Origin of the sequence: Ahrensia marina, assembly GCF_001293565.1 — a bacterium.
In the GTDB taxonomy this organism is placed as follows: Bacteria; Pseudomonadota; Alphaproteobacteria; order Rhizobiales; family Rhizobiaceae; genus Ahrensia; species Ahrensia marina.
Genome location: NZ_JXMU01000018.1, coordinates 57315 through 72561 on the forward strand (window position 1 = coordinate 57315; position 15247 = coordinate 72561).

The window sequence follows — 15247 nt, forward strand, 5'->3', positions numbered from 1 at the left end:
GCGCAATATACCATAAAAATCTGATTATGCAAGATTTAGAGCCAAAGCCTTGAAGGGAGGGGGTGAACCCCTCCGGGCAAAAGAGAGAGTGCTCTCCCCCGATCGGGTTCCAAAGAACCCAATCAAGGAGACCTTACATGCTAGCCCAAAAACTCACGACCCAAAACACTACCGACGACGAACCCACCCAATCTTCCGCAAGCAAGATTTTGGCGGCAGCGCAGCAGCTGACAAAGCATCTGGAAGCAGGTCGCGTACTGGATGCCAAGCTTTTGCGCAAAGCCATGCAAGATGCCTATCAAGCCTCAGATGCAGACGGTGCCTGGATCTGGAAAGAGGCCTATGAAGCCGCAGAGATCGCGCAAATTATGATGATGCAGCGCTACGGCTTTGCCATGGAGAAATCCGTCGCACACCCGCGCGCCTTTCTAACCATGATCGAAAAACTGGCAGGGCTCATTCCAACACAAACGCGTCGATCCGATGACATGGTGGCATTGCAGCAATTCTCCACGCCCCTGCCCTTAGCGGCCATTGTAGCGCAGGCCGCCTGTTTCCAAGACGATGATGTCGTACTGGAGCCGTCCGCTGGCACCGGTATGCTCGCCGTCTTCGCGGCCCTCAAAGGCTGCCAATTGCATCTCAATGAACTATCCGATCTGCGTCGCGCGCTTCTTTGCAACATCTTCGATCGTGCCACCGTGACAGATTACGATGCGGCCAGCATCGACGATCGTCTCTCTCGCTCAGTTGCGCCCAGTCTGATCCTGATGAACCCACCCTTTTCGGTGGCAAAGCATGTCGACGGCAAACACAAATCAGCCACAGCCGATCATGTGCTCTCCGCGTTATCACGGCTACAAACCGGCGGCCGGCTCGTCGCTATCACGGGCTCAAACTTTAATCCTGCCACCAAAGGCTTTCGCACAGCCTTTGAACGCATTGCCGATCAGGCAACAATTGCACTGTCCGCACCAATTGCCGGCTCGGTCTTTGCGCGCCACGGCACTTCTGTGGAAACCCGCCTTACCGTGATCGACAAGAGGAAAGCGGGACAAAACTGTGAAATCAATTCCAAAGCCTTTTTCCCCTTTATGGAAAATCTGGATAAACTTGCAGAGCTGGTGTTTCAAGAGATACCGCCGCGTTTGGAGCGCGTGACAGTTGCCGAGCCAGCCTCAACTCCTAACTCGATCCTCTCCATCCGAGATGCCGCCCGCTCTCAAGTGCGCCAAATAGCTGCCAAAGCTTCAGAGCATCCGTTTGACAGCGCTGAGAGCATCACTCTCGATTATGAGGCGCAGGCAACAGCAAAGTCTGCTTCAACCGCATCACAAGATTCGAACGTCTACGAGGCCTATTCCCTTCAAGCTATAAAGATCCCGGGCGCAGCCGAGCACCCTACAAAACTGGTTCAGTCCGCCGCCATGGCCTCGGTGGTCCCGCCGCTTCCCAAACACCGTCCAAAGTTGCTCAAGACTGTTCTCGATGATGGCGTTCTTTCCGGCCCGCAGCTCGAAAGCGTCATCTATGCAGGTGATGCTCACAACACGCATCTCAAAGGCTGGTTCAAATCATCTGAGATTGCAGGATCACTGCAGGCAGCCAACAAAGAGGATGAAGGCGCGTTCCGCCTGCGCCGTGGCTGGTTCCTTGGAGATGGCACGGGTTGCGGAAAAGGGCGCCAAGTCGCCGGTATCATCATGGACAATTGGCTTCATGGTCGCAAACGCGCCGTTTGGGTCTCCAAGTCAGACAAGCTGCTCGAAGATGCCAAACGGGATTGGATGGCACTCGGCGGCCGTGAGAGCGATATCGTACCGCTTGCGAAATTCAAGCAAGGCAAAGAGATCAAACTTGCCCAAGGCATCCTCTTTGTGACTTATGCCACATTGCGCTCAGCAGAACGGGAGGGAAAAGCGGCCCGTCTCGACCAAGTGGTCGATTGGCTCGGATCAGATTTCGATGGCGTTATCGCCTTTGATGAAGGTCATGCCATGGCGAACGCCGCCTCTCAAAAAGGCGAGCGCGGTGATACCAAAGCTTCCCAACAAGGTCTTGCCGGTTTAGCGCTGCAAAACCGCGTGCCCGATGCGCGCGTGCTTTATGTTTCAGCCACAGGCGCAACTATTGTCTCTAACCTGGCCTATGCCTCGCGTCTTGGTCTTTGGGCGACAGGCGACTTTGCCTTCAAGACCCGTTCTGAGTTCGTCACATCAATGGAAGCTGGCGGCATTGCTGCCATGGAGATCATCTCACGCGATCTTAAAGCCCTTGGCCTCTACCTCGCCCGTTCGCTTTCATATGAAGGCGTGGAATACGAGATGCTGGTTCATGATCTGACACCGCAACAGGTGGAGATCTACGATTCCTATGCCGACGCATTCCAGATCATTCACAACAATCTGGAAAAAGCCCTCGAAGCGTCAGGCATCTCGACCGAAGATGGCTGTCTGAATAGCCAAGCAAAATCCGCAGCGCGCTCCGCATTTGAAAGTAACAAACAGCGCTTCTTCAATCACCTCATCACAGCCATGAAATGCCCCTCCATTATCAAGGCGGTTGAGGCCGACCTTGAAGCTGGCCATTCGGTCGTGATTCAAGTTGTCTCCACCTCCGAAGCGCTCATGGAACGCCGCTTGGCAGAAATCCCAGCTTCCGAATGGGCCGATCTGCACGTGGACGTGACACCGCGCGAATATGTCATGGACTATCTGATGCATTCCTTCCCAACACAGCTCTTTGAGCCCTACACCGATGAGGATGGCAATCTGCGGTCACGTCCTGCCGTCGACAGTGCTGGCAATCCAATCATATGCCGGGAGGCCGAGCGCCGCCGCGACGCGCTGATGGAACATCTTGGCCTGCTCGCACCCGTTCAAGGTGCCCTTGATCAGATCCTGTGGCATTTCAGCACCGACCAGGTGGCTGAAGTGACGGGGCGCAAACGCCGCATCGTGCGCGATGAGGATGGACGATTATCCGTCGAAAACCGGCCCGGCTCTTCCAATATCGGCGAAACCCTTGCCTTCATGGATGACACAAAACGTATTCTGGTATTCTCCGATGCTGGCGGCACCGGCCGTTCCTACCATGCGGATTTGAACGCCAAGAACCAAAGACTGCGTGTTCACTATCTACTGGAACCAGGCTGGAAAGCTGACAACGCCATTCAAGGCTTGGGCCGTACCAACCGGACCAATCAAGCCCAGCCTCCCCTCTTCCGGCCAACTGCCACCAATGTAAAAGGCGAGAAACGGTTCCTATCAACAATCGCCCGACGTCTCGACACACTCGGTGCCATCACAAAAGGCCAGCGCGAAACCGGTGGCCAGAACATGTTCCGCGCCGAGGACAATCTGGAATCGAAATACGCCAAAGCGGCCCTTCGACAGTTCTTCTACAAACTGCGTGCTGGTAAAATCGACGCCTGTTCCTACACAAGGTTTCAGGAGATGACTGGCCTCACCTTGGATGATGACGATGGCTCCATCAAAGAAAACCTGCCGCCTATCCAGCAATTCCTGAACCGCTGTTTAGCGTTGCGGATCGATATGCAGGATGCGATTTTTGAGGCTTTCACGGGTTTCCTCAAAACGCTCATTGACGATGCTCGCAAAGCCGGCACGCTTGATGTCGGTCTGGAGACGCTGCGCGCTGAGAAGTTCGAAATCATCGAACGCCGTGTGATTTTTGAAGACCCCAAAACTGGTTCTGAGACCACAGCGCTGACGATTGAACGCACCGACCGTAATCACCCGCTTACATTATCAAAGGTCAAGCACTATGCCAGCCAGATCGACAATGCCGCACTCTATTGGAACAAGGCCTCAAAGCGGGCAGCCCTCTGTCTCAATGCACCAGCCTATATGGATGAGGACGGCGTTCCCATTCCTCGTTTTGAGCTTGTGCGGCCCATGGGGTCCGACCTCTTCGACATGACCGAGTTTATGAAATCGAATTGGGAGGAATGCACTGATGAGCGTTTTGAGATGCTGTGGCAGGAAGAGGTCGACAATGTGCCTGATTTCTCGACCTCAATGATCACGATGATCTGTGGTTTACTGCTGCCGATCTGGGACCGACTTCCAAGCGACAATATGCGCATTTACCGGCTTGAAACATCGTCTCAAGAGCGCGTTCTTGGCCGCCTGATCACCCAAGACCAATTGATCAATGTCTACAATCGGCTTGGTCTTGATTGTAAGCTTGATCTGTCGCCTGAAAATGTCGTGAAGGCGGTCATGGACCAAAGGTTCAGCTTAACTCTGTTAAGCGGAACCAGTTTGCGTCGCTCCCTCGTTATGGGTCAAAATCGCCTCGAGCTTACCGGGTTTAATCCATCAAAGGCGGCGGACCTCAAACGCATGGGATGTTTTACTGAGATTATTCAATGGCGAACACGGCTCTTTGTTCCGCTAGCAGACATGAGCGTGTTGGCTAGGATCTTGGAAGATGATCCCGTTGGTTCACAAGCTCAGCAAAAGGCAGAAGCTGCATGAGGGGGATCTCATCACGAAACAACATCAACAAACTCTCCCTGAACTTGGCGGTAAGAGCTGAAAGCTTTTGTCGTCATTTTTTCCCCTCTGGCACCAAGCAAGGCAACTACTGGCAGATCGGCGATACATCCGGCGCCAAAGGTCAAAGTCTTGCCATCCGCTTGTCTGATCATGGCCAAGGAAGAGCCGGTAAATGGACAGACTATGCGAGCGGCGAATACGGAGATCTCATTGACCTCCTCCATGCCAATCGGGGCGGTTCCTTCAAAGACACACTCAATGATTGCTGGTCTTTTTTGGGTGAAACGCCGGACGATTTTGACGCTTCCGATAATGCATCATCGTCCAGCCCTGCCATCAAAACCAATGAGAATATCGGCAACGCGCGGAAACTCTTCAAACTGGGAAAATCCACATACAAAACTTTGGGATCAGCTTATCTTTTCGGACGCGGCATTAAGCGCTTCGGCCCCGCCCTCAAGTTCCATCCCTCCGTCTATGTCCGGCCAGACGATCAGAGCGAAGTTCAGCAACATCCTGCGCTCCTTGCTAAAGTCACAAACAATGATGGTGTCATCACAGGCGTTGCGCGCACGTTTTTGAATCCAAAGACCAAGGGTCTTGCAGAATTCAAGAACCCCAAACGGGCTTTAGGTCAGCTTTATGGCAATGCCATTCGCTTTGGCAAAGGTGCTTACAGCGATGATCTCATCGTCGGTGAAGGCATGGAGAACGTCCTCTCAATCGGGACCGTGTTGCCCGATCATGATCTCGCGTCTTGCCTGACCGCCAATCATCTTGGGTTGTTTCAACCACCCTCCAACATCAAGCGCCTTTGGATTGCAAGAGACAATGATGAAGCCGGTGAAATGGCCGCCAAACGGCTTCGACAGACAGCTGAGAAAATGGACATCTGGGTAGGGGATATTGTTCCTGATTCAGGTGACTTCAACGATGATTTGGAGACTATGGGGACAGAAAAGTTTGAGGCGTTCATCATCTCACAGATGACGTGATTTTCTCGATCTTGCCTAATCGTGCATGACATTCCCGTCGTTACTGCGTCCCTTGAAAAAAAATAGTTTCGTTCAATCACAAGCACTTGCCCAAGAATTGGGCGCTGTGACCACTGCCTCCGAAAGGCAGTGTGCCCACAGGTCTTGCCTCAGAACGTGTGCCCAAAGACAATAGTGGCAAGTTCAAATTTTGGAGGCAACTGATGATCGGTACTGAAAAGCAAACAATCAAAGACTTGGAAATTCTTGTCGGAACAGTCCGGCACGAAGTCGGTATTTATTTGGAAATGGCAGGCTATCAACTCGAAGATGACAAGGCCTTGGCGCTCCCTTTTGAACATGATCAAGAAGATGAAGACCGTTGGCTGGCAATCATGGGAGCAGAGGAACGCATGAGCAATGCCTTAAGGTCTGCCGGTCGGGAAGTGGAAACCGAATTTGATGACCTCTTTCGGCGGTCCATACCCATTTGCTCAAAAAGTGTGGCCGACAAAATCGTGTTTGCTAAGACCGTGACGAAACCGGAAGCAGCTCCATCGTGCTGTCAAAGACAAGTTGTAAGTTTCATGCCTGATACATGCATTTCCATATTTGCCTTGACCTGTTCCGTTTGGATGGGACGGGCGATGGATCAACGGGTCGGGGCGAGCCCCCTCATCTGATCAGCAATGGCTTCTGGTCATAAACATCCCCTGCCCGCCAATCAAGATTGGCCGTCATTCCTCGCGAAGCAAGTTTCTGACCACTCTCCATGCTCCGTTTCACTGCGCTCCTGACGGATGCAAATCAGCTGCCGCAGATCCTTTATCGACCTATCCAAACCGGAAACAGGTCAAGAAGGACAAGAAAATGCTACATCCTGATCACACCCACCAAACATCGCAGACAGCAGCCATCATGGATCATCTGGCCATGCACGGCGCACCGCCCCCAGCAGATGAACCAGATCATCGTCATTTGCCCGATGACGATCAAATTGATCTCGCTATGGTCAGTCTCTTCGGTTCCCTTCAGGAACTTCTCTCAGGCTCTCAATTGGAAGACGACCTCGAAGAGGTGCTCTGGTCGATGACCAATATCTTCCATCGGCGCATAGCCGCACTTTCAAAACGTCTGGATGACACCGATGTTTCGATGAGAGAACTCTTGTCCGCACAGGATGGCTCTGAGGTTAAATCCGTTGAACTTGAGCGCATACAGGATCGATCAGCAACGCTCACTGAGCAAGTATCAAGCTTTGAGACCATGCGAGACATAGCCATACAGCACTTCGCTGCAATCACGGGTTCCGTCTGGTTGCCACGAACGGGCTCAAGGGTCTCAAACCGGGCTCTGACAGCATCCGTGGTCGATTCCAAATCCTATCTGATGGCGAAACGCCGCAAAGAAACCGAAACGCTCTGTCCTGAAGGAACGCGAATTGCTTTTGCAGGAGGTGACTTTCAGGATCACAACATCGTCTGGGCTACACTCGATGCCACAAAGTCGAAATATCCGGACATGATCCTTCTTCATGGCGGCGCTCCCAAATCAGCCGAAACAATCGCTTCCAAATGGGCCGACAATCGCGGTGTCACACAGATCGTTTTCAAGCCGGATTGGAAGAAAGATGGTCGTGCTGCCCCCTTCCAACGCAATGACAAATTGCTTGAGACAATGCCCCAAGGCCTTGTTGCAACACCCGGCTCTGGTGTGACCGAAAATCTGGTCGATAAAGCTCTCAAGCTCGGCATCAAAGTCCTACGGATAGGGGCTTAATGCCCCTCTCTTAGACCTCATGGATTATATGGAAGCGATGTGAGGCTCAGGAGAACCGGCCCAAGTGAATACAAACGTACTTCCTTGACGGACATTTTGAATCAAGTTTGGGCGAAACGCTGCCAAGCATACCCCACCTGCCCTTCTCGCAGATTGAAAGAGAAGGCCGTTTGAATGGGCGGCTCTGAGCTGTCGAGCCATGGCTTGACCAGCTGGATAGCCAATCAGTGGTTCAGCATCATGTATCGGATCATCGACAAAGCCGCGAACATCGTGAAACGCGGTTGCAAAGGATGCGTTGACTACAGCGCGGGCAGGCGGTGTGCCAGAGGATCAGTACAATGGTGTCGCTCGAAAGATGCGGCAACTGTAAATGCGAGGCTTTGATAAGGTTGGATATTGGCGATCACCTCCTGCTGGTTTAAACTTTATTGGTTGGGGATCTCCCCTCTAAAAATTGACAGCCGTGCAGAATCAGAAAAATGATAATGAAACCAACGGCTAACAAAACAGGAGCGATGATTTGTAGTGTACTTGCCACTCCAAGCAACAAAAGAGCAAGAACGACTTTTCTACCTTAGCGCGGCTACATTCGTTAACTTCTTGTTAACTATAAATCGGTTGTCCGAGCGATAGAATCGGAGTAAGTGACACTTAGTAGATAGATTTTCGCGAAAAAGCGATATTTGGAGAGTGTCGGAATGAGATCGATGTTTGAAGGTCCAGACCAGAGCGACTTGAACTTCGACGAGATCATTCTCCAGCAAGGCGAATTGATATCAGACAAGCTCAATATGCTTCGTATGGAACAATATCCGCCGAACGCCAAAAAGAGTTTACGTCAATTCTCGCTTGCAGAAACAGCCTACTTCCTCGGTGTTACGCAGTCCAATATCAAGAAGCTTCATCTGGAGGGCAAAGGCCCTGTCCCGACAACTTCCCAATCTGGTCGCCGCACTTACACTGCGGAGCAGATGTTGGAGCTGAGACAATATCTCGACAAGCATGGCCGTTCTGGTTCCAAGCAGTATGTTCCCCACAGGCGCGTCGGTGAAGAACTTCAAGTCATTTCGGTGGTGAACTTTAAAGGTGGTTCGGGTAAAACGACGACTGCCTCACACCTAGCTCAGCACCTAGCTCTCACAGGTCACCGGGTTCTTGCGATTGATCTTGATCCGCAAGCGTCTTTGACTGCGCTCCATGGCATTCAACCTGAGTTGGACAATGTACCGTCACTCTATGAATGTCTGCGTTATGATGACGACATGAAATCGATCAGGGATGTGATACTCCGAACCAATTTTCCGGGCTTGGATATCATTCCAGCCAATTTAGAGTTGCAGGAATATGAATATGACACTCCGGTTGCTGCCTCCAACCCAGGAACGCCAGAAGGTAAACTGTTTTTTACGCGCATCTCTAGCGCATTGAATGAAGTGGATGGAGACTACGACATCGTAGTTATTGATTGCCCGCCACAACTTGGTTATCTCACTCTCACGGCTCTTACAGCCTCGACATCGGTTCTTATAACAGTGCACCCCCAGATGCTGGACATCATGTCCATGAGCCAGTTTCTCTTGATGCTTGGAGGCATCATGGGAACTATCCGTCAAGCGGGTGCCGAAATGAAACTTCAATGGTTTCGATATCTGGTGACGCGGTATGAGCCGACAGATGGGCCTCAACAACAGATGGTCGGTTTTATGCAGGCCATGTTTCCCAATCAAATGCTCGGTGCCCAAATGCTAAAGTCCACAGCGGTATCTGATGCAGGCATTACAAAGCAGACCCTTTACGAGGTGGATAGATCTCAATTCATTCGTAAAACTTATGACCGTGCCGTTGATTCACTCAATGCAGTCAATGAAGAAGTCGCCTCTTTGGTTCACCAGGCATGGGGGCGAAGGTCATGAGAAAATTGACAGCCGTGCAGAAATCGAAATTCACACACAATTTCAGTCAATTGGCAAAGGGATAGGGTGCTATGGCTCGCAAAGGTCTTTTAGATAGTGTGATTGGCGCGGCGCCGAACCCGGAGCAAAAAGAAACACGCTCAAGCTACGTTCAGACAGGCGCCTCTAAATCCATGAAGTCTTCGTTGGAAGATATTGCAAAGAATGCGAAGCGATTGGTCGATGGTGAAACAGTTGTAAAAATTGATCCATCCCTGATCGATGCATCTTTCCTACGTGACCGCTTGAGCGGCGATGATCAGGCCTTTGAAGATCTCAAGGCCATGATTTCTGAGCATGGTCAGGAAACACCGGTTCTTTTGAAACCGCATCCTCAGAAGTCAGGTCGCTATATGGTGGTCTTTGGCCATAGGCGTGTTCGTGTGGCGCGAGCATTGGGTATAGAAGTTCGTGCGGTAATTAGAGAACTTGAAGATATTGCCCATGTGATCGCTCAAGGCCAAGAAAACACGGCAAGAGAAGACCTCTCTTTCATTGAAAAAGCGCTGTACGCCAAGAGCATTATTGATGGCGGGTACGGCAAAGATGTAGCGATGGCTGCCTTGACCATTGATGCTACGTTGTTGTCACGCATGTTGTCGGTTTCCCAGAAGATCTCGGTAGAATTTTTGGAGGCCATCGGAACAGCCAAGTCAGTCGGCCGCGATCGTTGGGAGGAGCTGAAGAGACTCATTATCATTCCAGCCAATAAGAAAAAAGCTTCAGCATTGATTGAAACAGATGCGTTTCGAAATGCAGAATCCGAAGATCGATTTGACCAGCTATTGAACTTATTGAAGGCGAAGGGAGCTTCGCCCAAGAAAGCTAGTTCAACGAAGTCCAACACACGCAAGTGGGAAGCGGGCGAAGGCAGGATCAAAGCCTCACTCAGCAGTTCTCCGAAGGCGTATAGCATTTCCCTGAAATCCACCGATGCGGCGGCTTTTGGAGAATACCTCTCGGAAAATCTTGAAGCGCTTTATCGGGCGTTTGAAGAACAGAAGAAAGGAAAATCCTAGTGTTCTAACGGCAAAAGAAAAGCCCCCAAACCTTTCGGTATGAGAGCTCATCTAACTGTTTAGCGACTTCATAGATAACTCTCTCGCGAATCACTGTCAACGAATTTTGTAGCGATTCGGTGAGCGGGGAACTTTTGCCTTCATTCTAAGATGGAGGTCTAAAAACTATCATGACACATAACGGATGGCGCAAGCCAACGCCGGGCCTTGTGGTGGCTGAAAAGCACGCACAAGCCGGTGAAGGGCTTTCTATACCCAAATCACAAGCAACCGTTGCAACCAAGAAGGTGGCTGCAGCCATAGGCCTTAAGGCCCCGGACTTGTTGCTGCTCGATACACTCGCCGCTTTTACCCAATCGCAGGACTGGGAGCAGGGCAGGCGGCCTATCGTTTGGGCATCAAACAACTACCTGATCGAACAGACGGGCTTTTCGCTGTCAGCGTTGCGGCGCCATATCCGCCGGCTAGCTGAACTTGGCCTTATCTGGATCAAAGACAGCCCGAACGGTAAGCGCTACGGCTACAGGGACGAGGATGGCGTGATCGTAGAAGCTTTCGGCTTCGATCTAGCGCCTCTGGCGGCGCGTACAGCTGAGTTTGAAGCTCTCTATGTCCGTATCAAGGAAGAGCGCGAGTTCTGCGCTTCAATGCGCAACGTTGTGACGGTGACACGCCGTATCATCCGCGCGAAGATAGAAAAGGCTCTGGAGAGCAATCTGAGAGGCCCATGGCGTGAGCTGAAGGAAGAATTCGCAGAACTGCTCCTAGCCCTGCCTACGCGCTCAACAGCGCCTAATAAGCTCTTGGACATCGTTGATTGGTTCAAAGCGTTCAAACAGCGCGTCGAGCAAGCTTTCGAAGCCGCATTTGATTGGCCCGAAGCATCCGATGAAAAATCGCCCTCTCAGGAGGCTGATATTGCATCCAATATTGTTAGATTTAATAAAAAAATGATACCCAGAGGTGTCGCAGATGATACCCATATACTAATTACAAACCAACCTAATCCTGTATCTAGTAACAGCTTCGAAAAACAGGCCGCGGAGAGTTTCGAGCCAGAAAAACAACAACCAGTGCGTGCTGAGAGACCTGAAAAGGTTGACTTGGATATCCAGTGGAGCTCTCACACAAACAAACGAACTTCTCAGGTTGATATTGGGATGCTTATGCTGAGCTGTCCGCGGTTTGGTGCATTAGCCAGAGGCACTGAAGGCTACATTCGCGACTGGAATGATCTCCATCGAGCGGCCGGAAAAATCCGAGGAATGGCGGGAATTTCGGAGCACGCCTGGAATGCTGCCCAGAAGGTGCTTGGTGCGCAAATTGCTGCCGCTGCCATCGCGCTTGTCTACGACAAATACGAAACTGGAGAAGTGAAATCACCGGGCGGATATCTGCGTGGCATGATCGAAAAAGCCCAAAAAGGCGAACTTCATCTGGATCGAAGCTTCTACGGTCGATTGAGTGAAGCGGGGACACATTGATGAAACACAAATTCTAAGATTTGTCCGTTGAGACACCGGGCAAGGGGCTCGTGGATATCAGCGACATGGTTCAATCCGCCGTGGATGAGCATGAATTTGACTCAGGTCTTCTAACGTTGTGGTGTGTTCACACTGGTGCTTCGTTTCTCGGGCAAGCCAATGCAGACGATGATGTTATTGCTGATATCAATGCATTTTTCGAAGATCTCCTGCCCCAGAAAGCGGGCAAATACCGACACAAACCCGATCATCTAGATAATGCGCCGTCTCACTTGCGCGCTCTACTCACTCAGACGCAGGTTTCAATCCCAGTTGAAAACGAGAGGCTGCCGCTTGGCAAGGTTCAAAGTCTTTATTTGTTCGAGCATCGAGAGGCACCAAAGATACGTCGCATCCGTTGCCACTTCATTGGGAATTGATGGCGTGGATATCACCCTTAGAACTGCAGAAATTATTGGTTGTTCAACACTTTTGAAAGAATTGTTAGGCCAAATGTGAGCTCGGAGAGGTTAAGGTGCCGAACGTACTCGAGAAGCACCTTTCGGAAATGTATTGAGTGCCGTCGCTCGTTCGCGAGTGCCTCTCCAGTTTTGCATCAGAGCAACAATGCTCAAGTATATTTCATTAGCATCACAGCCCCGCTGCTTTGGTAAGGTTCACGCTGAATCTGTCTCGTTTTCGCTGATATCGGCGTGTCATTTCGGCTGAAGCGTGTCCCAATTGTTTCTGGATATGGCGTTCATCCACCTGAGCATAGGAGGCGAGGCCGGCGCGCAACGAATGACCTGAAAACAACTGCATTCTCTCTTTGTCAGAGAGTTCAGATCGAAGACCGGCTTCCATCATCGTCTTCTTGATCAGACGAGCGACATGTTTGTCTGTCAGGCGATCCGATTGAACCCTGGAATTATCCCGCAGAACTTGCCGGAATATTGGGCCATGGGCGATCTTGGCGAAGTGCAGCCATTGCTCGAGGGCATGAACAGGACAGGATTGCTCCGATGAACCGCGCGCGATTTCAGCTTTCTTCCAGCCAGTCTTTGTGCGCTGAATGATAATGGCGCCGCCATCTTCGATCTCGACCCAGCCCTTGCCGTCCTCCGTTTGATCACGGCCCACATCCAGGCCGACGATTTCCGAGCGGCGCAAGCCACCGGCATAGCCGATGAGCAACATGGCGCGGTCGCGCATGTCGCGCAGCCCAAAGGTGAGGGTAGCCACCATCTCCAGCAGTTCTTCAGGGGAAATCGGTTCTTTCTGAACTGGGGGCTTTCCATGTTCGCGCACGATACCGGCCAAAACTGTAGCAATGTGCCGATCCCTTCGATCCAGAACCAAGCCACGCTTTCTGTAGTTCCACGCCAGTCCGGACAAGCGCCGTTCGATGGTCGACACGGCAAGGGGAGGGGAGCCATCTTGGGGTGAGGCCAGCTCAGTGATGTACAGGCCTATGAGTTGTGGATCCGGTTCGAGCTGGTTTGCGCCGCGCCGCCTGCACCAGCTGGCATAGTCTGCCCAATCCTTCTTATAGGCCAGATTGGTGTTCTCGGCCGTCGCCTTGTTGGCGTAGTCGCGGGCTTGATCGACAAGCGCATCCAAAGAACCAGAACCGGCCACATGTGCAGGCACTGCGATGTCCTGCGTGCTTTCTGATTGGCTTCCTGCATAGAGTTCGTTCAAATCAATGTCCGGGAGGTCATCAGCGTTTTGTCGGAGTTGGCCGCTCTCGTCGACATCAGCAGGAACAGGCCCAGCATTCGTGGCTGAGTTCGATTTCTCGGCTTTTTGTGGTGATTTGCCCATGTTTCAAAGGATACTCTTGCTGTGTCCGATAATGCAAACTTATTGGACATAGAAAAGTTGTTTAAGGCTGGGCGGTTTATGGTTAATAAACTGGTAAAAAGCGCCGTAGCCAATTAGGCTGATGTCTATGAAGCAGGCGACCCATGCAGCAAAGACCGAATTGCCCAAACCCATTTTGCCCAATTGGATAATGGCCGGTTCAGTTACCAATACCCCTGAGGCATCTGGCTTTGCCAGTGGGTCAGCGCTCGCTTTGCTGCATGTCGCCCTTCATGATCCTAATATCGATGTTCCTACTGAATTGTTACGGAACAAGCTGGCGCTCCGTGCTGCTGCTCATTGTTTGAAGATAGAGGGTAGGGTGCAAAGCGAGGCCGACATCCGCGATGCCTATCTGTTGGCGACGTCCGGCGAAGACGGCCTTATTCATCGGGGGCCTGCAGGCGATATGGTGGCGCTGTGGCGCACTGGCTCTGGGATCTCCTTCCGCCATGCCGGTTGGCGCGACCGCTTGTGTGCATTGTTGCCGGAAGGCATGCAGGATCCTTTTCCAGGTTGGATGGAACAGGCCGAAGACTATGAGGGCACCCCAATTGCCAAGGCCGCTTTGTTGCTTGGCAACATAGTTCAACTGTTTCCGAGGCAGGAAGCATTCGCACTGCTCTGTGCGGACGCCATCTTGGCGCGGTCGCTAGGATGGGATGGACCACTTCCGTTGCTCGCTCTTCATCTCAAGGGCAAGTCCCTGCGTGAAGCATCTCAGGGCGAGGATAGCCTTATTGCCTGTCATGTAGCTGTGACCCGCGCTGCTCAGGACACCGTGCGATTGGCCCATGACTTGGCACGTCGTGCTGCGCACCTTCGCGCAGTCGAACCAAAGCTGCGCACCAAAGGATCAGAAGACGCTGTGCGTCTGTTTCTTTCGGAAGAGGCCGTTCTGCCTTCAACGATGCTATCACCGATCATCCGTGGATCCAGCACCACGATGACACCGCGATCCGCGCGTCGGTTCTGTGAGCGTCTGATTGAGCTGGGTGTGGTGCGTGAACTGACTGGCCGTTCCACATTCCGGCTTTACGGGGTGAGTTCATGAATGCGGCTCAGCAGCAGGCACAAGATGAGCTCGAATGGCTTGACCTTGAACTGGCAGATTTGCCAGCTGATTTGCGTTGGCGCGAATGGATGAACCGGATTGAAGCCGTGATCTTTGCGAGTGCGTTAGTTGTGCCGCGCGACGTGGTGCAAAAGGTCGTTGGAAAAGATGCCAGTATCGATTTGCTGATTGAAGACATCCAGGCCGACCTCAAAGGCAAGCCTTATGAGATTGTTTCAGTTGCAGGTGGTTGGATGTTCCGCACACGAACACAATACGCGACGGCGATACGGATGGCGGCGGATATTGATGATAAGCAGCATGATTTTACTCAGGATGAGATGGCAGTGTTGTGCGCAGTCGCCTATCATCAACCGATTGACCGAGCAGGGCTTGCCGAGCTCTTCGGTAAAGAGATCAATCGCGATCTGCTCGGACGACTGCGGTATAAAAGGCTGATCGGCATCGGTCCGAAAAGTCCAAGGCCTGGTGCGCCGCACACCTTTGTTACGACGTTGGAGTTTCTGGCGACGTTTGATCTGCAGAGTCTGCGAGATCTTCCAGAACTCGACATTGCAGTTGATGAAAACAGCGAAAGAGGAACAGTTTGAGCGACC

At 51.9% G+C, this 15247-nt stretch carries 11 protein-coding genes and 1 pseudogene; 10 read left to right on the plus strand and 2 right to left on the minus strand.

Going from position 1 to position 15247, the window contains the following annotated elements; all coding sequences use genetic code 11:
- Nucleotides 1-137: 137 nt before the first annotated feature.
- The 4 genes from SU32_RS12655 to SU32_RS12670 all read left to right on the plus strand — a co-directional run bounded on the left by SU32_RS12655 (nt 138) and on the right by SU32_RS12670 (nt 7276).
- Entirely contained in the window at nt 138-4502 is a 4365-nt protein-coding gene (locus SU32_RS12655) for a strawberry notch-like NTP hydrolase domain-containing protein (protein ID WP_053999739.1), read from the plus strand.
- Nucleotides 4499-5518 (plus strand): DUF7146 domain-containing protein, encoded by a 1020-nt coding sequence (locus SU32_RS12660; RefSeq protein WP_144421130.1) that lies wholly within the window; start codon nt 4499-4501, stop codon nt 5516-5518. The genes SU32_RS12655 and SU32_RS12660 overlap by 4 nt, the downstream gene beginning before the upstream one ends.
- A 203-nt stretch (nt 5519-5721) precedes the next feature.
- Nucleotides 5722-6180, plus strand: a complete 459-nt coding sequence (locus SU32_RS12665; protein ID WP_053999740.1) for a hypothetical protein — start codon at nt 5722-5724, stop codon at nt 6178-6180.
- 187 nt (nt 6181-6367) lie between these two features.
- Entirely contained in the window at nt 6368-7276 is a 909-nt protein-coding gene (locus SU32_RS12670; RefSeq protein WP_053999741.1) for a DUF2493 domain-containing protein, read from the plus strand.
- A gap of 24 nt (nt 7277-7300) precedes the next feature.
- Here the strand turns inward: SU32_RS12670 and SU32_RS17665 are convergent.
- Nucleotides 7301-7579: pseudogene (locus SU32_RS17665) on the minus strand (RES family NAD+ phosphorylase); the annotation flags it as partial.
- A gap of 407 nt (nt 7580-7986) precedes the next feature.
- Between SU32_RS17665 and repA the strand changes: the two are divergent.
- The 4 genes from repA to SU32_RS12690 all read left to right on the plus strand — a co-directional run bounded on the left by repA (nt 7987) and on the right by SU32_RS12690 (nt 12153).
- A complete protein-coding gene (gene repA, locus SU32_RS12675) occupies nt 7987-9192 on the plus strand; it encodes a plasmid partitioning protein RepA (protein ID WP_144421131.1) in 1206 nt (401 codons plus the stop codon).
- A 71-nt stretch (nt 9193-9263) separates the two neighbouring features.
- The gene (repB, locus tag SU32_RS12680; protein ID WP_053999743.1) at nt 9264-10250 is read left to right on the plus strand and encodes a plasmid partitioning protein RepB; all 987 of its coding nucleotides are present in this window, start codon (nt 9264-9266) and stop codon (nt 10248-10250) included.
- Nucleotides 10251-10420: 170 nt separating this feature from the next.
- Complete coding sequence (gene repC, locus SU32_RS12685; RefSeq protein WP_053999744.1) at nt 10421-11734, plus strand: plasmid replication protein RepC; 1314 nt, start codon at nt 10421-10423, stop codon at nt 11732-11734.
- A 50-nt stretch (nt 11735-11784) separates the two neighbouring features.
- Complete coding sequence (locus tag SU32_RS12690) at nt 11785-12153, plus strand: secondary thiamine-phosphate synthase enzyme YjbQ (RefSeq protein WP_201454941.1); 369 nt, start codon at nt 11785-11787, stop codon at nt 12151-12153.
- 211 nt (nt 12154-12364) lie between these two features.
- Here SU32_RS12690 and SU32_RS12695 read toward each other — a convergent pair whose 3' ends face one another.
- Complete coding sequence (locus SU32_RS12695) at nt 12365-13537, minus strand: site-specific integrase (RefSeq protein ID WP_082376723.1); 1173 nt, start codon at nt 13535-13537, stop codon at nt 12365-12367.
- Between the two features lie 127 nt (nt 13538-13664).
- On the opposite strand from SU32_RS12695, the gene SU32_RS12700 reads away from it, so the two are divergent.
- Nucleotides 13665-14630 (plus strand): DUF1403 family protein, encoded by a 966-nt coding sequence (locus SU32_RS12700; protein ID WP_053999746.1) that lies wholly within the window; start codon nt 13665-13667, stop codon nt 14628-14630.
- Nucleotides 14627-15241 (plus strand): SMC-Scp complex subunit ScpB, encoded by a 615-nt coding sequence (gene scpB / locus SU32_RS12705; protein WP_053999747.1) that lies wholly within the window; start codon nt 14627-14629, stop codon nt 15239-15241. Before SU32_RS12700 ends, scpB begins: the two co-directional genes overlap by 4 nt.
- The last annotated feature ends 6 nt before the right edge of the window (nt 15242-15247 follow it).

What these genes read in the sequence shown, in the direction of transcription:
- SU32_RS12655 (WP_053999739.1), top strand. Translation starts at nt 138, where the DNA reads ATGCTAGCCCAAAAACTCACGACCCAAAACACTACCGACGACGAACCC.
- SU32_RS12695 (WP_082376723.1), bottom strand. Translation starts at nt 13,537, where the DNA reads ATGGGCAAATCACCACAAAAAGCCGAGAAATCGAACTCAGCCACGAAT.
- repA (WP_144421131.1), top strand. Translation starts at nt 7,987, where the DNA reads ATGTTTGAAGGTCCAGACCAGAGCGACTTGAACTTCGACGAGATCATT.
- SU32_RS12660 (WP_144421130.1), top strand. Translation starts at nt 4,499, where the DNA reads ATGAGGGGGATCTCATCACGAAACAACATCAACAAACTCTCCCTGAAC.
- scpB (WP_053999747.1), top strand. Translation starts at nt 14,627, where the DNA reads ATGAATGCGGCTCAGCAGCAGGCACAAGATGAGCTCGAATGGCTTGAC.
- SU32_RS12670 (WP_053999741.1), top strand. Translation starts at nt 6,368, where the DNA reads ATGCTACATCCTGATCACACCCACCAAACATCGCAGACAGCAGCCATC.
- SU32_RS12665 (WP_053999740.1), top strand. Translation starts at nt 5,722, where the DNA reads ATGATCGGTACTGAAAAGCAAACAATCAAAGACTTGGAAATTCTTGTC.
- SU32_RS12700 (WP_053999746.1), top strand. Translation starts at nt 13,665, where the DNA reads ATGAAGCAGGCGACCCATGCAGCAAAGACCGAATTGCCCAAACCCATT.
- repB (WP_053999743.1), top strand. Translation starts at nt 9,264, where the DNA reads ATGGCTCGCAAAGGTCTTTTAGATAGTGTGATTGGCGCGGCGCCGAAC.
- repC (WP_053999744.1), top strand. Translation starts at nt 10,421, where the DNA reads ATGACACATAACGGATGGCGCAAGCCAACGCCGGGCCTTGTGGTGGCT.